General features: G+C 53.6%; 21 protein-coding genes. 15 read left to right on the top strand and 6 right to left on the bottom strand.

The features are described from left to right. Window positions 1-44 precede the first annotated feature (44 nt). Window positions 45-524, top strand: coding sequence for an outer membrane lipoprotein (locus E1N14_RS12295; RefSeq protein WP_025011173.1), 480 nt, complete (start codon window positions 45-47; stop codon window positions 522-524). Between the two features lie 76 nt (window positions 525-600). Here the strand turns inward: E1N14_RS12295 and E1N14_RS12290 are convergent, their stop codons facing one another. After that, window positions 601-954, bottom strand: a complete 354-nt coding sequence (locus E1N14_RS12290) for a hypothetical protein (protein ID WP_025011172.1) — start codon at window positions 952-954, stop codon at window positions 601-603. Window positions 955-1,191: 237 nt separating this feature from the next. On the opposite strand from E1N14_RS12290, the gene E1N14_RS12285 reads away from it, so the two are divergent. Continuing rightward, window positions 1,192-1,944, top strand: a complete 753-nt coding sequence (locus E1N14_RS12285; protein ID WP_062793769.1) for a Nif3-like dinuclear metal center hexameric protein — start codon at window positions 1,192-1,194, stop codon at window positions 1,942-1,944. A gap of 68 nt (window positions 1,945-2,012) precedes the next feature. Here the strand turns inward: E1N14_RS12285 and metG are convergent, their stop codons facing one another. After that, on the bottom strand, window positions 2,013-4,043 hold the full coding sequence (metG, locus tag E1N14_RS12280; RefSeq protein WP_025011171.1) for a methionine--tRNA ligase: 2,031 nt from the start codon (window positions 4,041-4,043) through the stop codon (window positions 2,013-2,015). Between the two features lie 159 nt (window positions 4,044-4,202). Between metG and apbC the strand changes: the two genes are divergently transcribed. From apbC to E1N14_RS12235, 9 genes are read left to right on the top strand one after another with little or no spacing between them, the layout of a single operon-like run. Then, window positions 4,203-5,318, top strand: coding sequence for an iron-sulfur cluster carrier protein ApbC (gene apbC, locus E1N14_RS12275; protein WP_025011170.1), 1,116 nt, complete (start codon window positions 4,203-4,205; stop codon window positions 5,316-5,318). A 12-nt stretch (window positions 5,319-5,330) separates the two neighbouring features. Beyond that, entirely contained in the window at window positions 5,331-5,969 is a 639-nt protein-coding gene (gene udk / locus E1N14_RS12270; protein WP_025011169.1) for a uridine kinase, read from the top strand. A gap of 30 nt (window positions 5,970-5,999) precedes the next feature. Beyond that, a complete protein-coding gene (dcd, locus tag E1N14_RS12265) occupies window positions 6,000-6,581 on the top strand; it encodes a dCTP deaminase (protein ID WP_025011168.1) in 582 nt (193 codons plus the stop codon). Between the two features lie 14 nt (window positions 6,582-6,595). Beyond that, the gene (pabC, locus tag E1N14_RS12260; protein WP_062793770.1) at window positions 6,596-7,429 is read left to right on the top strand and encodes an aminodeoxychorismate lyase; all 834 of its coding nucleotides are present in this window, start codon (window positions 6,596-6,598) and stop codon (window positions 7,427-7,429) included. Further along, window positions 7,426-8,433, top strand: a complete 1,008-nt coding sequence (mltG, locus tag E1N14_RS12255) for an endolytic transglycosylase MltG (protein WP_025011167.1) — start codon at window positions 7,426-7,428, stop codon at window positions 8,431-8,433. Before pabC ends, mltG begins: the two co-directional genes overlap by 4 nt. Further along, on the top strand, window positions 8,433-9,065 hold the full coding sequence (gene tmk / locus E1N14_RS12250; RefSeq protein ID WP_025011166.1) for a dTMP kinase: 633 nt from the start codon (window positions 8,433-8,435) through the stop codon (window positions 9,063-9,065). Before mltG ends, tmk begins: the two co-directional genes overlap by 1 nt. 25 nt (window positions 9,066-9,090) lie before the next feature. After that, window positions 9,091-10,002, top strand: coding sequence for a DNA polymerase III subunit delta' (gene holB, locus E1N14_RS12245; protein ID WP_025011165.1), 912 nt, complete (start codon window positions 9,091-9,093; stop codon window positions 10,000-10,002). A 10-nt stretch (window positions 10,003-10,012) separates the two neighbouring features. Continuing rightward, window positions 10,013-10,339, top strand: a complete 327-nt coding sequence (locus tag E1N14_RS12240; protein ID WP_025011164.1) for a PilZ domain-containing protein — start codon at window positions 10,013-10,015, stop codon at window positions 10,337-10,339. Between the two features lie 44 nt (window positions 10,340-10,383). Beyond that, window positions 10,384-11,172, top strand: a complete 789-nt coding sequence (locus tag E1N14_RS12235) for a TatD family hydrolase (RefSeq protein WP_025011163.1) — start codon at window positions 10,384-10,386, stop codon at window positions 11,170-11,172. 369 nt (window positions 11,173-11,541) lie between these two features. Here E1N14_RS12235 and rsmF read toward each other — a convergent pair whose 3' ends face one another. Beyond that, complete coding sequence (gene rsmF / locus E1N14_RS12230; RefSeq protein ID WP_062793774.1) at window positions 11,542-12,945, bottom strand: 16S rRNA (cytosine(1407)-C(5))-methyltransferase RsmF; 1,404 nt, start codon at window positions 12,943-12,945, stop codon at window positions 11,542-11,544. 71 nt (window positions 12,946-13,016) lie between these two features. Between rsmF and E1N14_RS12225 the strand changes: the two genes are divergently transcribed. Beyond that, entirely contained in the window at window positions 13,017-14,243 is a 1,227-nt protein-coding gene (locus E1N14_RS12225) for a nucleoside recognition domain-containing protein (protein ID WP_062793771.1), read from the top strand. A 62-nt stretch (window positions 14,244-14,305) separates the two neighbouring features. Here the strand turns inward: E1N14_RS12225 and E1N14_RS12220 are convergent, their stop codons facing one another. From E1N14_RS12220 to E1N14_RS12210, 3 genes are read right to left on the bottom strand one after another with little or no spacing between them, the layout of a single operon-like run. Continuing rightward, entirely contained in the window at window positions 14,306-16,927 is a 2,622-nt protein-coding gene (locus E1N14_RS12220) for a PqiB family protein (RefSeq protein ID WP_062793772.1), read from the bottom strand. Next, a complete protein-coding gene (locus E1N14_RS12215; RefSeq protein ID WP_025887715.1) occupies window positions 16,905-17,543 on the bottom strand; it encodes a paraquat-inducible protein A in 639 nt (212 codons plus the stop codon). Before E1N14_RS12215 ends, E1N14_RS12220 begins: the two co-directional genes overlap by 23 nt. After that, window positions 17,533-18,180, bottom strand: coding sequence for a paraquat-inducible protein A (locus E1N14_RS12210; protein ID WP_037437264.1), 648 nt, complete (start codon window positions 18,178-18,180; stop codon window positions 17,533-17,535). The genes E1N14_RS12215 and E1N14_RS12210 overlap by 11 nt, the downstream gene beginning before the upstream one ends. Window positions 18,181-18,376: 196 nt before the next feature. On the opposite strand from E1N14_RS12210, the gene E1N14_RS12205 reads away from it, so the two are divergent. The 3 genes from E1N14_RS12205 (at window position 18,377) to proQ (ending at window position 20,059) form a co-directional block, all read left to right on the top strand. Continuing rightward, window positions 18,377-18,664 carry a YebG family protein gene (locus E1N14_RS12205; protein WP_025011161.1) on the top strand — a complete coding sequence of 96 codons (288 nt, stop codon included), beginning with the start codon at window positions 18,377-18,379 and terminating at the stop codon, window positions 18,662-18,664. A 13-nt stretch (window positions 18,665-18,677) separates the two neighbouring features. Next, window positions 18,678-19,136, top strand: a complete 459-nt coding sequence (locus E1N14_RS12200) for a GAF domain-containing protein (protein WP_025011160.1) — start codon at window positions 18,678-18,680, stop codon at window positions 19,134-19,136. A gap of 263 nt (window positions 19,137-19,399) precedes the next feature. Then, window positions 19,400-20,059: an RNA chaperone ProQ gene (gene proQ / locus E1N14_RS12195; RefSeq protein WP_025011159.1), complete on the top strand. Its 660-nt coding sequence runs from the start codon at window positions 19,400-19,402 to the stop codon at window positions 20,057-20,059. Window positions 20,060-20,083: the final 24 nt, after the last annotated feature.

Here is a 20,083-nt window from a genome sequence, read left to right as displayed (position 1 = left end):
TGATTCTGCTCAGGGCCTTCTTATAAGTTAGCGGAAAAACAGCTATGTGGAAACTGATACTGAATGCAATGCTGCTGCTCTCATTGTCCCTCGCAGCGGGAACTCATACCCTCTATGCCGGTTATGACAGAAACCAGGCTCAGCCGGTTGAAAAAGTGCTCTACGGTCAGGTGGAGTCGGTACGAAAAATCACCGAGAAACAGCTGATGGAAGACAGAAATCGCGGCTGGAAAACCTTCGGTGGTGCCTTGCTCGGTGGCGTGATTGGTCATCAGTTCGGTGGCGGTAGTGGTCAGGATGTGGCGACTGTACTGGGTGCTCTGCTCGGCGCCGGCATTGGTCATCAATATGGTGACAGCAGTTACTATCGTGAACTCAAGTTGGTGGAGTTGATGATACGCCTGGAAGATGAAACCCAGGTGATGATCATACAGGATGAAGATCCCGGCATGACTTTCAAGGTAGGCGATGAAGTGCGGGTGGTTTATCTGCAGGGCAGTGTCCGGGTCGACCTGGCTATGTGAATTGACTATGTAAGCTTTGAACCAATAATAGATAAAACAAAGGCGCCATTGGGCGCCTTTGTTTTGGATGGAGTAATTAAAAACCGCGAGGCAGTTTGTGATTACCGGCTGCCAGTTTTTCACGCCACAGCTCTTTGGGGGTCTTGCCCCCCTGGCTACCGGCTTTGGCAGGCGCAACCTGTTTGGTTTTTGCCTTTGAGGCTGGCTTTGCTGCAGGCTTGGCCGCCTTGGGTTTTTCCTGCTTGGCTTCAGCCTTGGCCGGTTTGGTGCTATCTGCCAACATCTGTTCCAGTTCAGCGAAACGAAGTGATTTACCGCCATCGATTTTGTACCAGCTGCCATTTTGTTCAATGGTCACTGCTTTGCCCTGTTGTTCACTGAGAGCTTGCTGCAGTGTGCTGATAACTTCTTCTTTGGTCAGTTTTGCCATAATCATAACCTGTTTATTTTTAGAGTTACTTGAAGGTTTGCGATAATTTTATAAGTCAAAGGCCGGAAATGTCCAATTTGCCGGCCAAAAAGCAGCAAACTTGTGCCCAAGGGCGCAGCTTTTGGCCGCTTTGGGCGCTGAAACCGGCAATTAGGCTTAAATGTTGTGACCTCAATCCTTGGGCTCGCTGTGCTAGAATGGCGCCATATATCTGCAACTGAATCGACAGGGAACCCTATGAAAAGAGAGGAACTCAGACAATATCTGGGCGAGTTTTTACAACTGGACAAGTTTCGTGATTATGCCCCCAACGGTCTGCAGGTCGAGGGCAAGGCCGAAATTCGCAAAATAGTCACAGGTGTAACCGCTTGTCAGGCATTGATTGACCGGGCTGTTGAAGCCGGAGCCGATGCCCTATTGGTGCACCATGGTTTCTTCTGGAAGAATGAGCCCGAAGTGTTGACCGGAATGAAACAGCGCAGGATCAAGAGCTTGCTGCTTAACGACATTAACCTGTTCGGCTATCACTTGCCGCTTGATGCCCATCCGATGCTTGGCAATAACGCCGAATTGGGCCGGGTGCTTGGGGTCATTGAGCCGGAGGCGGTAGAAACCGTCGCCCAGGGTTTGCTTTGGCAAGGAGTGCTTGACTCACCCATGACAGCCAAAGACTTGAGTGCCTTGCTTGAGCAGCGTTTGGGGCAGGCGCCTCTGCATCTGGATAGCGGTGAAAGAAACATACAAAAACTGGCCTGGTGTACGGGCGGCGCCCAGGATTATATCGATGCCGCAGCGGCCTTGGGGGTAGATGCCTTTATCAGCGGTGAAGCCTCAGAGCGTACCTTTCACAGCGCGGTTGAGCAGGGGATCCATTATTTCGGCGCCGGTCACCATGCCACCGAGCGGTTTGGCATCAAGGCGCTGGGGGAGCATCTGGCACGGGAGTTTGAGCTGGAGCACGAGTTCATTGATATTCCCAATCCGGTATAACTATCAAGGGAATAGGAAAAAGGCCGCGATTGCGGCCTTTTTGATATGGGATAGATGCTACAAGAGTCTTATTTGACTCTCATGCCGGGTTGAGCACCTTCATGGGGCTCGAGAACCCAGAGATCCTTGCCACCCGGGCCTGCGGCCAGCACCATACCTTCAGACAAGCCAAAGCGCATCTTGCGAGGAGCCAGGTTGGCCACCATTACTGTCAGTTTGCCTTCGAGATCTTCCGGCGCATAAGCCGACTTGATACCGGCAAATACCTGACGGGTTTCGCCACCGAGATCCAGCTGTAACTTCAGCAGCTTGTTGGCTTCAGGGACATGCTCGGCCTTCTTGATAAGTGCAATCCGCAGATCCAGCTTGGCAAAGTCGTCAAACTCTATGGTTGGGCTGATAGGGTCATCCGCCAATGGGCCGCTGGCCTTGGGCGTATCCTCGGTTGCCTTGAGGCTTTCCTTGGAGGCTTCCACCATGGCATTCACCTTATCGAGCTCAATGCGTTGCATCATGGGCTTGAACGGGTTGATTTGGTGACCGGCCATATCCAGTGCCAAGCCGCTCCAGCTGAGCTCCAGCTTGAGGAAGGCCTCAACATCGGCGGCCAGGCGTGGCAGTACCGGCTTGAGATAAGTCACCAGAATACGGAACAAATTCAGCGCCACCGAGCATACCTGATGGGCGTGGGCCAAGGTTTCTTCGTTTTTCACCAACTGCCAAGGAGCTTCATCGGCAACGTAAGCGTTGGCGACATCGGCCAGCGCCATGATTTCACGCATCGCCTTGCCGTATTCGCGGCCTTCATAAAGCTCGGCGATCAGCTCCTGTTTGGCCAGGAAGGACTCGGCCAGGCTGTTGTCTTCCACTTTGGCCAGTTTGGCGTCAAAACGCTTGACGATAAAGCCGGCGGTGCGGCTCGCCAGGTTAACCAGCTTACCGACCAGGTCCGAGTTGACTCTGGCGGCAAAGTCTTCCAGGTTCAGGTCCAGATCGTCAATGCGGCTGGAGAGCTTGGCGGCGTAGTAGTAGCGTAGATACTCGGGATCCAGATGATCCAGGTAAGTACGGGCCTTGATAAAGGTGCCCTTGGACTTGGACATCTTGGCGCCGTTGACAGTGACATAGCCGTGGGCATAGACACTGCTTGGCTGACGGTAGCCGGCGCCTTTGAGCATGGCTGGCCAGAATAGGCTGTGGAAATAGACAATGTCTTTGCCGATGAAGTGATACACCTCGGCCTTTGAGTCGACATTCCAGAACTCGTCAAAGTTCAGCTCCGGGCGCTTGTCGCAGAGGTTCTTGAATGAACCCATGTAGCCCACAGGTGCATCGAGCCAAACATAGAAGTATTTGCCCGGCGCATCGGGGATTTCAAAGCCAAAGTAGGGGGCATCACGGGTGATATCCCACTGCTGCAGGCCTTGCTCGAACCATTCATCGAGCTTATTGGCCATTTCACTCTGCAGTGAACCTGAATGTGTCCACTCTTTGAGCATGGTTTCAAAGGCGGGCAGATCGAAGAAGAAGTGCTCTGTCTCTTTCATGACAGGTGTGGCACCGGAGACTGCCGAGCGCGGATTGATCAGCTCGGTTGGGCTGTAGGTGGCGCCACAGGCGTCGCAGTTGTCGCCGTATTGGTCTTCAGACTTACACTTGGGGCAGGTGCCCTTGACGAATCTATCCGGCAGGAACATGGACTTTTCCGGATCGAACAGCTGGGAAATAGTCTTGCTCTTGATATAACCGTTGTCGCGCAGTTTGAGATAGATCTCACTGGCCAGCTGGCGGTTCTCTTCGCTGTGGGTGCTGTGATAATTGTCAAAGGCAATATTGAACTCGGCAAAATCCTGCTGATGCTCTTGATTGACCTTGGCGATCATCTCTTCGGGTTGGATCCCCATCTGCTGAGCCTTGAGCATGATAGGTGTACCGTGGGCATCATCGGCACAGATATAATGACACTCATGGCCACGAAGTTTTTGGAAGCGGGACCAGATATCTGTCTGTATGTACTCGAGCATGTGGCCCAGGTGAATGGGACCGTTGGCATATGGAAGCGCGCTGGTAACAAGGATTTTACGTTGTGTAGTTGCCATCTTTTCTCTGTTAAATCTAGGCCCTGAAAGAATGGCATAGATACTAACCGATTAATCCGGCTTTTTCATCAAAACCTGACATGAGTGTGTTAATTCTACTCTAATATTTACGGCATTATCTGATACACTTGGCCAAATTTATCAAAAGGGGATTGCGTTTTGTCTTCTGCTTCTCAGGACTATCGTCTCAGTGACGATCTGCTCGGTCCGGTTCTTGCCATTCTCAATGCGTTTCAGGATCCATACCTGGCCCAGGGTTTAGTCGATGCCGGTTGTATTCGTAAGTTGGATTTGGATGGTAAAAGGCTGCTGCTGACCATCTTGTATCCATATCCTTGTCAGACCCAATATCGCGACACAGTGATCGCGCTGACCAATGAATTGTCCAAGCTCGATGCCATCGACGAGGTGGAGTGTGAGATTGGCTTTGAGCCTTTCAGTTACTCGGCCCTAGGCAATATTGCGCCTATTCCCAATGTGAAGCAGGTGATTGCCGTTGCTTCCGGCAAGGGCGGTGTGGGTAAGTCAACCACAGCGGTTAACCTGGCCTTGGCCCTGGCGGCCGAAGGCGCCAGGGTGGGTATTCTGGATGCCGATATCTATGGCCCTTCCATTCCTCTGATGCTGGGGATCCCGACATTCAGACCCGTTTCCCCTGATGGTGTGCATATGACAGCCGCCACGGCCCATGGTATCAGCGCCCAGAGCATAGGTTTCATGCTGACCGATGATCAGGCCGCGGTATGGCGTGGCCCCATGGCCGCCGGCGCTTTGGCGCAACTGCTCAACGAAACCCAGTGGCCTGAGCTGGATTACCTGATGATTGACATGCCTCCTGGCACGGGGGATATCCAACTGACCCTGTCACAGAAAGTGCCTGTTAGCGGCGCCGTGATAGTCACAACGCCTCAGGATATCGCCCTGGCCGATGCCAAGAAAGGCATCACCATGTTCCAGAAGGTGAACATCCCAGTCGTGGGTATTGTGGAGAACATGAGCTTCCATCTCTGTCCTGCCTGTGGCCATAAAGAGCATCCTTTCGGTACTCACGGCGGCAGCAAGATAGCCGAACGCTATCAAGTGCCTTTGCTGGGCGCCTTACCTCTGCATATCAATATCCGTGAGGATATGGATAACGGTGAGCCGACTGTGGTGGCCGCACCTGAGGGTGAAGTCGCCGCCATTTACCGGGATATCGCCCGCCGTGTGGGTGCCCAACTGGCAAAACAAAAGAATCACAGCAGTATTTCAATCGCAATAGCAGATGATGAGTAAGGTTTTAGCAGCATGAATTCGCCACAGTGTGTCGTTATCGGGATAGCAGGGGCTTCGGCGTCAGGTAAAAGTTTGATCGCCAAGACCATATTTGAAGAGCTATGCCGAGACTTAGGGACAGATCAGATAGGGGTTATCAACGAAGATGCCTACTATCGGGATCAGAGCCATATGTCCATGGACGAGAGGGTCAAGACCAACTATGACCATCCCAAGGCGTTGGATCATGAACTGCTCAGCACTCACCTGGTAGCGCTCAAGCAGGGGCAAGCAGTGGATATTCCCTGCTATAGCTACGCCGAGCATACCCGCACCAGTGATACCTTGAAGATGACCCCTAAAAAGGTCATTATTCTCGAAGGTATTTTGCTGCTGACCGACCCTAAGCTGCGTGAACTGATGGATGCCAGCGTGTTTATGGACACGCCGCTGGATATCTGTCTGCTGCGGCGTCTGACCCGTGATGTGGCCGAGCGTGGCCGCACCATGGAGTCTGTGATCAGCCAGTATCAGAAAACGGTAAGACCCATGTTTCTGCAGTTTATCGAACCCTCAAAGCAGTATGCCGACATCATAGTGCCAAGGGGCGGCAAGAACCGGATTGCCACCGATATTCTCAAGGCCAGAATCCAGCATTTGCTGGCGAAATAACCACAAGTATCCAGGGAGCTAGAAGGCGAGATGCGATTAACTGATATCGAAATTGAACAATGTCTGGACGAGGGCAACATAGTCATAGATCCCCGTCCCGGCATAGAGGCCATCAGTGGCGTGAGTGTTGATGTGCGTCTGGGTAACCAGTTTCGGGTGTTCAAGGATCACACGGCGCCTTATATAGATCTCAGTGGCCCCAAGGCCGAAGTGCAGGCTGCACTGGATAGAGTGATGAGCGAGCAGATAGATATTGCCGATGGCGAAGCCTTCTTTTTGCATCCGGGCGAGCTGGCGCTGGCGGTGACTTATGAGAGTGTTCATCTGCCTTCCGACATAGTCGGCTGGCTCGATGGCCGCTCATCACTGGCGCGTCTGGGCTTGATGGTGCACGTGACCGCGCATCGTATCGATCCGGGCTGGCAGGGGCGAATCGTGCTCGAGTTTTACAACAGCGGTAAATTACCGCTGGCACTTCGTCCCATGATGACCATAGGGGCACTGAACTTTGAGCGTCTGGCCCGCCCTGTGGCCAGACCTTACAACACCCGCAAGAACGCCAAGTATCGCGATCAGCAGGACGCGGTCGCTAGTCGGATCAGCCAGGACTGAACCCTGGATTGCGCATGACAGGCGTCTGGGTTCAGGGCAAAGAGCAGGATAGCGTTTGCGTTCGCGATCGGGGCTTTACCTATGGTGATGGCCTGTTTGCGACCATGGCGGTGGATGCCAGGGGGCAAATAGCCTTTCTGACTGAACATCTTGCCCGCTTGATTCAGGGGGCGCTGCGCTTGGGTTTTGTCTGGCAAGCATCGGATGCCTTGCACTTAAGCCTCAAGCGCATCGCCGTCGCCAATCCCCACTGCTGCCTTAAGTTGCAGCTCACCCGGGGAGAGGGCGGCCGTGGTTATACGCCGCCGGCAGACGCTTTAATCACCGAAGTCATCAGCCTGGCGCCATTGCCGGCGCATTACCCAGATTGGCAGCAAAAAGGGATTGCCCTCAAGACCTCGGCCATCCGGCTTGGCAAACAGCCTAGGCTTGCCGGTATTAAACATCTCAACCGTCTGGAACAGGTGCTTATCAAGGCGCAGCCATTGCCTGAAGGCTTTGATGATTGGTTGGTACTGGATTGCGACGATTTACTGCTCGAGTCCTCGATGGCCAATCTGTTTCTGCTATTACCTAATGAACAAGGTAAACTGACGGCGTATTCACCGGCCATGAATTACTGCGGTGTCTCCGGAGTGATGCGACAGCAGTTGATCGTGGCCTTGCTCGACCAGGGCATTGACGTGCAGCTGTGCCCTATCAAAACAGAGATGCTGCAACGGGCGCGGCACCTCTTTATCAGTAACAGCCTGTTGGGTTTGGTCGATGTTATTGCTGTGGATCAGCGCAGCTTTGAACTCTGGCCCGGCAGCACACCTCTTCGCAAGGCACTTGCTATCCAATTATGAAAAAATGCTTAGTTGCGGCCCTGGCCTTTGTATTTACCCTGATGACTCTGGCGCTGGGCGTCGGTTTTTGGGGTTACAACGAACTCAACCGCTTTGCGGCCACCAAGCTGAAACTGGATGAACCCAGAGAGCTGTTGCTGAAACGAGGCACCTCCTTTTACCAGTTGGGGCAAGAGCTGCAAAATCAGCAGCTGTTGGAGTTTGACTGGCACTGGAAGCTCTGGGGTAAGCTTTACCCGCAGATGACTGCTATTCGCAGCGGTCTCTACCAGATTGAACCCGGCGACACACCTGTGTCTTTGCTGGAGCGGCTGGTGGCCGGTGACGAGAAGACATTCACCCTGACGCTGGTAGAGGGCAAGACTATTCGCGAGTGGCAAGCGTATCTGCAGACCTTGGCGCATCTCAAGGTCAGCGACAAGCCGTTTATCGATGTGCTCGAAGCCCAAGGGGATAGCAGCGGCTTGCCTGAAGGCAAGTTTTTCCCGGATACCTATCAGTATCGTGCCGGCACTGAGCTCAATACGTTGTTGACCCAAAGCTTTATCAAGATGCAGCAACAACTGGAGAGTATCTGGCAGCAGCGGGACCAGAGCATTCCGCTCAAGAGTCCTTATGAACTCTTGATCCTGGCCTCCATCATAGAAAAGGAAACCGGCCTGGCAGAGGAGCGCGGCAAGATAGCGGCAGTATTTGTCAATCGCTTGAAAAAACGCATGCGCTTGCAGACAGATCCCACAGTCATTTACGGCATGGGTGAGCGCTTTGATGGCAATATCACCCGTAAAGATCTGCGCGAAGAAACGCCATTCAACACCTACCGTATTTTTGGACTGCCGCCGACACCTATTGCCGCGCCCGGGCGGGAAGCCTTGCTGGCGGCCGCACACCCGGAAGCCGTGGAGTATCTCTACTTCGTTTCCCGCAATGACGGCAGTCATGTATTTTCCCGTACACTGGCCGAACATAACCGCGCCGTGAACCAGTATCAGAGAAAGAGATAATGCCACAAAAAGCCACTGCAAAATTTATCGTTATCGAGGGCCTGGAAGGCGCCGGTAAGTCCAGTGCCATCGCATTGGTGCGAGACTTTATCGAAAAACATACCGGCAGGGCACCTGTCTGTACCCGTGAGCCGGGTGGCACCCCGTTGGCGGAGAAGATCCGCGACTTGGTGAAGGTGGCCGATGCAAGCGACCCTCTATGTGACGAATCTGAATGCCTGCTGCTGTATGCCGCCAGGGCGCAACTGGTGGCCCGAGTGATCAAGCCGGCGCTGGCCGAGGGCAGTTGGGTGCTCGGCGACAGACACAACCTGTCGTCCCTGGCTTATCAGGGCGGTGGTCGGGGGTTGATGCCATTAGTCAGCGCGGTCAGCGCCGCCACCCTTGGGGACTTTAAACCAGACTTGACCCTGTATCTTGATATAGAGCCAAGCCTTGGGCTAACCCGCGCCGCCAACCGTGGTGAGCTGGATCGAATCGAGCAGCAGGAACTGGCATTCTTTGAACGCACCCGTACCACCTATCTGAGTCTGGCACAACAGGACGACAGCATAGCGGTTATCGACGCCAGTCAGAGCATGGCCGAAGTGCATAAAGATATTCTGGCTGTGTTGCAAACCAAAGATTGGTAAGCACGCGGCATAAGGAGTGATGAAGATGGACATGCCCTGGTTGAGTGACGCCAAAGCCCGTTTTATGCAGCAACTGCACTCGGCTCAGATGCCTCATGCGTTGCTGCTGGGACTTTCCCAAGGCTATGGCGGCATGAGGCTAGCCGAAGAGATAGCCGCGGCGGCCCTGTGCAGCGAACCCACAGCTCGGGGAGAGTGCGGTCATTGCAAGAGCTGCCAGCTGGTGCTCGCCGGTAACCATCCCGATTTTCATCTTCTCGAAGCCGATGGTAAACAGATAAAAGTGGATCAGGTGCGGGCGCTTTGTCAGGACCTCACCTCCACGGCGCAGCAAGGTGGGCGGCGTGTGGCGCTTATCGCCCAAAGTGAGCGCCTCAATCAAGCTGCGGCCAATGCCCTGCTGAAAACCCTGGAAGAGCCGGGGCAGGGGACGCTGATTATTCTACAGACCGACAGCACCGCCGGGCTGCTGCCGACCATATCCAGTCGTTGTCAGAGAGTGCAGGTAAAACTGCCGGACAATAGTGCCATTCAGTCCTGGCTGGCGCAGCAATTGCCGCTGCCGGCCGATGTTACCTGGTGTTTGCCCGTCGTCGGCGGGCCGCTAAAGTTGGCAGAGGTTTTGCAGTCTGACAGATACCAGACCTTATTGGATTATCGCCGCGATTGGCGCGCCAGTTTGTTAACGGGCCATCTGTGTGCTAGTTTGTTAACAGTAGGTGAAGAACAAATCTCTGATGTACTTAGAGTTTTATACTTGGTGTTACATAGAGAGCTGTTAACCACCGAAGGGGAGGACCCCTTGCTGCGGGCGCGAATAGCGACCCTGGCTGCCAAGGTGATGGATACCTGTAATCGTCTGAGCCAGATGCCGAGTGTCAACTACTTGGCGCTTTGCCAGAATTATGTCTTAGAATATAAGAGACTGAAAACTTAAAAAGTATCCTATGGTCGATCTGACAGTGAATTTTGACACCCTGCACCAGTTGTATCGTGCTTACATGCCTTTTATTCAGCCAGCGGGCCTGTTTGTGGCAACTACCGAGGGACATTTCCTCGGTCAGGAGATACAGATAGGTTATCGTTTGCCGGGCTCGACTCATGTCAATGAGTTTCAGGGGGTCGTGGTGTGGATCAACCCGCTCGGTGCTTCCGGAGGACGCCCGGCCGGTATAGGGGTTAAAATTCTCTCGGATCCCGAATCCCACAAGCATCATATCGAAAAACTCCTCTCCAGAGAGCTGGCCTCGGGTGATTTGACCTGCACTATGTAGGGCGCTATCCTTGCCGTCCTTTTCAATTGTGGGTGGATTTCCAAGTGTTAGTTGATTCCCATTGCCATCTCGATCGCCTCAAAGCCGCGCCGGATCCCGAAAGCCTCAGTCAGTTGCTCGATGCCGCCAAGGCTCGGGGGGTAGACTATTTTCTTTGTGTCAATGTCCGGCAAAAAGGTTTTGCAGAGATGAAGGCCAAAGTCGCCGGGTTTGAGCAGGTGTTCCTGTCATCCGGGGTGCATCCTTTGGATGTGAAAGAGGGATTGGATCTCAATGAACTCAAGCGTTATGCCGCCGACCCGAAAGTCGTGGCCATTGGCGAGACAGGGCTGGATTATTTCTATGCCGATGATACCAAGGCATTGCAGCAACAATGCTTTGAGCAGCAAGTGGCACTGGCCAGAGAAGTGGCCAAGCCTTTGATTGTTCACACCCGGGATGCCAGAGAAGACACCATAGCCATACTGAAGAACGGTGGCGCCGAACAGTGCGGCGGGGTACTGCACTGCTTTACCGAGAACTGGGAAATGGCCAAGGCGGCTATGGATCTGGGCTTTTATATTTCGGTTTCTGGTATCGTCAGCTTTAAAAATGCCGGTGAGCTAAGAAGTGTTATCCGTAAAATCCCCAAAGACAGGTTGCTGGTCGAAACCGATTCGCCTTATCTGGCACCCGTGCCTCATCGGGGAAAAGAGAATCAGCCGGCCTTTGTTCGTGATGTCGCCGAGTTTGTTGCCGAGCTCAGAGGTGAGTCCTTTGAAGAGTTGGCCCAGTACACCACAGACAACTTTTTTACCCTGTTCAAGGATGCGGCCAAACTTGCGGCAAGATAGGCTAGAGGCTTAGGGATATCCAGCCACTGGTCATCTGCAAAAAAGCTGCAGATAAAAAAAGGCCCAAAACTATTCCAATTGTTTTGGGCCTAGGGGAATGGCTCATGGTTGAGCCGTGCGCTAATGTTGAGATCCGACAGGATTGGCTATCTCTGACTAAATATTAGCCGAACGCCGCTAAAAGAGGTATTTGGCCGGCAGATTTGTTAGCACCAATTGATATAAGATATAACAAAAATAGAGGTCGATTTAAGTAAGGGCACTTAAAAGAATGACTTAACAAGCCACTCTTTTAAGCATTCAGGCAAGTTTAATCGAAGGCGTGTCTGCAGCGGCGTTTACCTAATGCTTTCAGGACGGCCAAGGCTTTCAGGATAGGCAGATCTTGTCTTTGACCAGCTCCCGCGGCAGGTTGTTCTTCAGCCGGTTTCCCAGATGTTTACCCAACCCCAGCACTTGCCCGCCCCAGGTCAATACCAGCTCACCACGGGCCTTTTCACTGCCATCCAGCGCGATATCCCGGCCCATCAGATAAGCCTGAGCCTCAGGCTCTGTAACTTCATAACCCTTGTCGGCGGTTACTCCCAAGGCCATTAAGGCTTCATGGCGCAGTTTCAACCCATGCTTACTGTCATCGGCGAGCTTAAGACCGATACGTTGATAACGCATCTTGCCGATAAAGGGCTCAAAGCCGCTGGGAAACAGCCAGTACTCCTGATCCCGGATCCAGAGGCTGCCTTCGGGAAGTGTTTTGCCGAGCAACCGCTGCAGCTCGGCGGCGATGGCCTGTTGCTGTTTGGCACTGGCGGGACTGAAAGGAAACTGCTTTTGTTGTTTGGGTTCATCGCTTTCGCGCGCCACTGAACTCAGTTTACGCACCTTGGCAACAAAGAAACCTTCGCTGTCATAGATTTGCGGCCAAATATGCAGGAAGCCCTCGGCAGTGCAGGCTTTTTCCGCCCCGGCAAACAGTGACTCAAGTGACTCAAAAGCCACGGCAGCGCCATATTTTTGCTTGAGGTATTGCAGTACGGCCTGGTTTTCCTGGCTGTTGAGGGTACAGGTGGAGTACACCATTACCCCGCCTGGCTTAAGTGCCAGAAAGGCGGAATCTATCAGATCCCTCTGGGTGGCGGCAATGTCGGCTATCTCCTGTGGATCCCAGTGTTTGAGGGCATCCGGATCCTTACGTACCGTGCCTTCACCGCTACAGGGGGCATCGAGCAACACCGCATCCATGGATTCATACTGGTATTGGCCGAACACCCTGGCATCGAAGTGGGTCAGGGCCGTATTGCTGACCCCCATTCTCTGCAGATTGGCATGCAGCACTTTGACGCGGCTGGAGGAGTATTCGTTGGCGAACAGCGCGCCACCATTGGCCATCATGGCCGCCATTTGTGTGGTCTTGGATCCCGGCGCCGAGGCCATATCTAGCACCCGCTCCATTCCCGGCTCCAGCAGCGCCATGGGCGGCAGCATGGAGCTGGCCTCCTGAATGTAAAACAGCCCTTGCTGATGTTCGATACAATTTCCGGGTTGGCTATCGCCCGCCTGATACCAAAATCCCTCAGGGCACCAGGGAATGGTTTCGAACTGCCAGCCTTTGGCCCGCATTCTCGAGAGGAATTCATCGACGCTGATTTTGAGGGTGTTGACCCGCAAGGCGGCTCTCAGTGGTAAGCTGCAAAAGTGAATAAAATCCTCGAGCTTGAGATGTTCTGGCAGATCCTTGGCGATACTGTTGATAAAATTCTGATTTAATTGAACCATAAACAAAAAGGGTGACCCCGGGATGGCGGCAGTATAGCACACTCGGGCGCGGCGACTGTGGGGTGTTTTAGGTGTTGAACCGGGTTTGGAGTCTGTTCTTTATTATCGCGCTGGGAGCGATTTTGCTGCGTTTGATGAGCGGCGATGCGACCGTTCTCAATGAGTCTGTCACGGCGATGTTTGACAGCGCCAAATTGGCCGCGGAAATAGCCCTGGGATTGATTGGGGTGTTGACCCTGTGGATGGGGCTGATGCGCCTTGGGGAAAAAGCCGGAGTGGTTGCAGCCATCGCCTGGGTATTTGAGCCGCTGCTCAGCAAGTTGATGCCGGAAGTGCCAAGAGGCCACCCCGCCTATGGCAGCGTCACCATGAACCTGACCGCCAATATGCTGGGGTTGGACAATGCCGCCACACCATTGGGACTTAAGGCGATGGCGGATCTGCAAAGCCTGAACCCCGACAAGAAGACCGCCACCAATGCCCAGATCCTGTTTTTGGTGCTCAACACCTCTTCCGTGACTTTGGTACCCGTGACGGTTTTTCTGTACCGGGCGCAGCAAGGGGCGGCTGATCCTGCCGACATTTTCCTGCCGATTTTACTCTCTACCCTGGGCTCGACCCTGGCGGGTTTGAGTGTGGTGGCGCTGGTGCAAAGGATACGCTTGCTGGATTGGGTGGTGCTGGGTTATGGCGCAATACTGCTCGGCGGTCTCAGTGCCGGAGTGATGTACCTGTTGACCCTGGGAGCCGAGCGGATCGGCGAAGTCTCCGCCGTGTTGGGGAACGGTTTGCTGCTGGGGATCATCTTTGCCTTTGTGCTGGTGGCGCTGCTGCGGCGGGTGGCGGTTTACGATGAATTTATCGAAGGCGCCAAGTCGGGGTTTGAGCAGTCGGTGCGGCTTATTCCTTATCTGCTGGCCATGCTGTTGGCGATAGCCTTACTGCGCGCCTCCGGCGCGCTGGATTATCTACTCGGGGTTATTGCCGCTTTGGTGAGCCATATGGGGATGGATGGCCGCTTTATCGATGCCTTGCCAACCGCCCTGATGAAGCCTTTGAGCGGCTCAGGCGCCAGAGCCATGATGCTGGAAACCATGGCCCATTACGGCGTCGATTCTTTTGCCGGCAGGCTGGCGGCCATTTTCCAGGGTAGTACTGAAACCACTTTTTACGTGCTGGCGGTGTATTTTGGTGCCGTCGGTATCCGTAATGGCCGCCACGCATTGGCTTGTGGCTTGTTTGCCGATCTGGCGGGTATCTGCACTGCTATAGTTGTATGCTATTGGTTTTATGGCTGAGGCGATACATAGGTAGGATTACAGAGTTAAAAAACGGGGCTCATCTGAGCCCCGTTTGGGTTTTATGGCTGGCTGAGTCTTGGGCGCCAGTTGAGCCAGTCGCGCTCGGGTTTGTCATGAAGTGGCATCAGACTCTGGTTTTCAAGCGGTTTGCTGCTTTGATTGTCGAGCTCAGTGACCACTCCTATGCCGCCGGCGAGTATGGTTTCCAATGAGCCGGTTTCGATTTGGGCTCCGGAAAAAAGCCCCAAATCGACCCGAATACCGGACAAGTCGTAGAACCTGCTGCTCTGGTTGATAAGATGCCGATAAGGCGCAGCAATCTGGGTCTGGATCCAGACTTCATCGCCCTTGGGCGCCAGTCGATAGCTGGTTACATCGCCAATTTGAATGCCGCGAAAGAAGATCCCTGTGCCTATGTTGACCGAGCCCAGGCTGGCCTTGCTCAACACCAGCTGCAGCGCATCGGCCTCTGGGGCAACCGCCGTGTGTACTTGGCCATTGAACTGTTGGCTTACTTCGGCGGCTTGGCCGGGAAGAGCGCTGATATAGGCGCCGGTCAGCAGGGTTTCCGGTGCCTTTATGCCCTTAAGGGATATTTCGGCATTGACCAGGCTGAAGCGACTGTCGCTTTTGAGAAACGGCTCGGCATAGCGGCCATAGAGGAAGGCACTGAGTTGCTGGCTGTTGAGATCGTCACTCAAGGTTACCCGGGTGACTTCACCTATCTGATGACCCTGATAGCGGATAGCGGCACCTGGTTTGATAGTGGCACTGGCCGGGAAACTCAGCCCAATGGCAACGGCTTGATTGCGCGCCAGTGACTCGGAAGCATAAAGCTGCTTATTGTTGGGCTCGCCTTGCTCCAAAAAGCCCAAACTGATACTGCCCTTGATGGCACCGGCCAGCGGCGCGACATCCAGCTTGACTCCCGAAAGCCCGGCATCGATTGACACCGCCTGGTTGCGCCAAAACACGGCATTGGGTTTGAGCAGGGGCGCAAAGGTATGGTCTATGGCGAGCGCAATGGCAAATCTGTCATCCTGGCTCTGCCAGCTGACCTGTTTCACCTGTCCTATCTGCATCTTCTTGTAGTAGACAGGTGCGCCTGGGCTCAAGTCGGCGCCATCATCGCTGTAGAGCTGCCAGTTGAGCTGCTCCATGCCTTGGTAATAGTGGCCGGCCTCGGCACTTGAGGCAAACAGCGGCAGCGGCTTGGAAAGATCGGCGCCCTTGCGGCTTTGGCCGCGTCTTAAGCTGACACTGCCCTTGGTGAGGGTCGTAAAATCGCCGCTCTTGAGGCTGACGCCGTCCAGTGAGGCGTTGAAGTCCAGCGCGGCTTCGGCGATGAAGTCACTGCCTTGGGTAAGCAGCGGGGCAAACTCGGGCAACACCTCGGCCTGGTACTCGACCGAGTTAAAGTCCCGGCTCAGGGCAACCGAAGTGACCTTGCCTATGGCGATCTTCTTGTACCTCAGCTCGGCATCTGGGCTGATGCCGGGGTTTTCATCGGCTCTAAGCGTTATCTTTAACGCCTTGGCCTTGCTGAGATCTGGCGCCTGCTCGGCCAAGGCGTAACGGGTTTGGGCCTCGCCCGTACCCGGGAGAAAGGCGATGGCATCGCCGCTCAGCAATCGGCCCGGGTGTTTTATGCCGGACAGTGACAGCTCGGCGCCTTCACGCCAAAACTGCGCCGTGCCGGTCAAAAGACTCGAGTAGGGGGCGTCCAGGCGGGCATGCAGCGCCACGCCGTCATCGGCCAGCACTATTTCTTCGATTTCCCCTATAGGCAAACCGCGGTAGAGAATGGGGCTGCCCTTGTTGAGGCCATCGGCGTTTTTTGCCGACAGAATAAAGCTGGCGCCGCCACTGGCTTCTGTTTCATTGTCATATAGGGTGAAACTATCGCCGTTTACTGCGTTCTTTGAGCTTTCGGGGGAATCAAAGTTGATGCCGCCGGCGAGTATCGCCGCCAGGCTCTCTGCGCTGACCTTAACGCCGGAAAGTGAGGCGTTGATCTCTATGCCGGAGACATTCCAAAAGCGGGAATCTTTCTTGACCAGATAGGCATATTGCTCCTGAATAAAGGCACTCAGCTGCAGCTTGTCACTGTTGTCGAGTCGATAGCTGACCACACTGCCAACCGGTACCTGGCGATAGAATACCGGAGAGCCCACATCCAGTGAGCCGAGGCGATCGGCGCTCAGTTCAACCACTAAGCCATCATTACTGGGCAGCACGGCTGGGGCAGAGCGCTCGGCCTCGTAGCTGTAACGTGAATCGCCGTCTCCGGGTTGAATACCTATATAGTTTCCCGAGAACAAGGCATCCAAACCTTCGACACCTGTGATGGATGCCTTGGGGGTCACCAGCCAGAACTTGGTTTCATCCCTGAGGAAAGGCTCGGCGCGGTAGTCCATCAATACATCGACGTTAACGCCCTGCAGCTCTTCATCGATGGAGATATCCACCACCTTGCCGACGGTCAGGCCCTGATAGCGCACCAGTGTCTTGCCTACATCCATACCACTGGCACTGGGGAAGTGGATCCGCACCTCAATGCCGGATTCCTTGATGCTCTTCAGCCCCAGCCAAGCGCCCAAGGCCAACGCCACTATAGGTAACAGCCAGATGGGGGAAAAAAGCTTCTTTTTGACTATTTTAGGCTTTTCGATTTGCGTCATCTTCTGTGTCCAGTTGATCCCAAAGTAAACGTGTGTCCAACACCTTGGCCGCAAGTTGGGTAAAGAGGATGACCAAGGCAAACGCAGTTGCTGCCGGCGCCGGCTTGGCGTCCAGCAATTGCCCCATATTAACCAGGGCAACGGTAATGGATATTACAAACAGATCCAGCATAGACCAGCGTCCAATCCATTCTATGATATGAAACCCGGCCATCAGTGGCCGTTTGGGGATAGGCAGGTTGAAACTGATCGCCGTCAGATAGAAAGCGAGGCCGATAATCTTCAGCCAGGGCACCAGAATACTGGCGGTAAAGACTATGATGGCGATGGGTAACATGTCCGACTGTACCAGATGGGTGATGCCGGAAAAAATGGTGTCGTAGGTGACCTTGCCCTGTTTGGTGAGCATGGTAATGGGATAGATGTTGGCTGGGATCAACAAGATGGCTGCAGTGATCAGCAAGGCCCAGCTTTTTTGCAGACTGGTTTCGTCCCTTAGCCTGAGTGGGTTTTGGCAGCGGCTGCAGTACTCATCCTCTATCAGGTTGAGTTTCTTGCAGGCAGGGCAGGTGCACAGGCCCATGTCTTTGCCCTGGATCTGCTTTCTAGCTTTCATCGAGAAAACTCCACATATGCTCCAGGTTATATTCGCGCTGCAGGAAGAGAGTCACCAAAAACAGCATGGTAAAACAAAAGGTTCCCATGCCAAAGTAAACATCGGAGAAGTCGGACAACTGAAAGGCGGAAACCAGGAAACTGATCACATAAATTTCCAGCATGGTCATTTGCGACAGCAGGCCTTGCTTCTTGAGCAGCCAGGTGAGAACCCCTCGCCAGAAGTGATGCTGCACCAGACCTGTCTTGATGATCAGTACCTGAACAAAAATCGACAGATTGAGTACTCCTGGGGCTATTACCGCCGCCACCAATACGGCAATTCCCACTATCCAATAACCTTGGTCAATTACCGCCAGGGCACCTTGGTATGCGGTCGTGGTTCTGACACTGCCGAGAAAGTGCATTTCCAATACTGGCAGCAGCATGGCGGGCAGATAAAACAGCAGGGCACTGATACATAACGCCAGCATGCCATTGATAGAACAATAGGGCGCATCATAAAGCGCTGTATGGCATCTGGGACAAAGCGCTCTGACACCGGAGGGCAAGGCGCGTTTACTCACAGCCAAATCACAGGCGCGGCAGAGCACTATGCTGCAGTCCGGTTTGTTGTCGCTTGGAGTATAAGCTTTCAAATGCTGGATATGTCCTGTTCTGGCCATGGTGACCCAAGCTTAGTCGTCAACACACTAACTGCGTTGCGCGTGGGTCCATTGGAGTTAATCGACAAAACAAACTCGCAAATACTATCAGAAAGAGCGCGTCTCTTGCATCTATAGCGCATTTTATGTCACTCTATGTACTGTATATTTAAACAGTGTGAGGAAGGTCATGGCCGTTATAACTCAGTACGTTGTGGTCAGAGAAGGGGTTGAGAAGATGACATTTACATCTAAGAAGGAGGCAGACGCCTACGATAAGATGCTCGACATCGCGGATAACTTAATCCCCTTTATTCAAGCCAGTGAATTGGAACTGGATGATAATACAGCGGAAAAACTTGCTTTTTATTTAGCTTCTCATAAAGATACACTGGCGAATCTGCTCAAGGGCGCCCCGGTAAAAGCACCGGCCCCCGCCAAGAGCAGTAAGAAGAAGACAGAACCAGAAAAGGCATAACCCGGGAATACAGATGAAAGCTCAGTTTTACGATACGCTCAACCGTCAGGTACAGGCACTGTTTGCCGGTGAAGACGATGTCATTTGTGCCATGGCCAATTTCTCAGCTTTGCTGAATGACTACCTTGAAGACATCAATTGGGTGGGCTTCTATCTGCTCAAGGGTGAGCAACTGGTGCTTGGGCCCTTTCAAGGGAAACTGGCCTGTACCCGAATTCCAATGGGTAAAGGTGTCTGTGGCACCGCGGCCGCCAAGGCCGAGACTCAGTTGGTTGAGGATGTACATCAGTTTGCCGGACATATCGCCTGTGATGCCGCCAGCAACTCGGAAATTGTGATCCCTGTTTACCAAAAGGGCGAACTGATTGCCGTGCTGGATATCGACAGTCCCAGCCTGTCGCGCTTCGATAAAGAGGATCAAACCGGGCTGGAGACCCTGGTGCAGAGTCTGGAAAAGTGCTTATTTGGTTAATTCCCGTACAATCTGCCACAATTGGTGGTCGCATTAAGGCGCGTGCAGCTTATAATAGGCGGCCGCTCTGAGGGCCAAATGACCGTTTGTGGTGCTTGGCCGTATCAGGCTGAAATGTTAAGTTTTGTGTAATGCCTTTGGCAATGGCCGAATGCATGCTAATTTGTACGTTATCCCCCAAGGGGTTTACGAAGATGAACGACGCCGTGAGTACAGCAGACCTAACTGACCACTGACGTCCCCTGTTAACTGTGGAAGTAATGATGGAATCAACAGAAAAGTTGACCGACACCAACGCTATTCTGGCGTATTTGTATGAAACATTCCCTTTGTGCTTTATTGCCGAAGGAGAAACCAAACCACTGAAGATAGGACTGTTTCAGGATTTGGCTGAAAGGTTGGCTGATGATTCCAAAGTCAGTAAGACCCAACTTAGGGTCGCCCTGAGACGCTACACCAACAGTTGGCGCTATCTGAAGTGCATCAAGGAAGGCGCTCAGAGGGTGGATCTCGATGGTAACCCTTGCGGCGAACTGGACCCAGAGCATATTGAACATGCCAAGGCGACGCTGAAAGAGAGTCAGGAAAAAGCCAAGGCCCGCCGTGCTGCCGAGCCAGCCAAAGAAGGTGAAGCCAAAAAAGCCAAGCCTGCGCGTAAGCCTCGTCCTCAAGGGGACAAGCCCCGCAACGAGCGCCCACGCAGCGATAAAAAGGCGGCCCGTAAGCCTGGCAAGCCTGCCGCTCCAGCCGTGGAATTGGTACCAGCCGTATTGGAAGAGCTGAAACCTTCACAGCGAGTGAATGTCAAATTGGGTATGACACCGGTAGCCGGTGTGATCCTCGACATCAATAAAGAAGATGTTCACGTCCAACTGGATTCCGGTCTGTCAGTTAAGGTCCGCGTGGAACATATTCTGCTGTAAAATCATCAAATAGAAAGGAGTAAC

The organism is Shewanella algae, from assembly GCF_009183365.2.
In the GTDB taxonomy this organism is placed as follows: domain Bacteria; phylum Pseudomonadota; class Gammaproteobacteria; order Enterobacterales; family Shewanellaceae; genus Shewanella; species Shewanella algae.
Note: the sequence above shows the minus strand (reverse complement) of the source record. Positions and strands in the feature narration are given on the sequence as shown.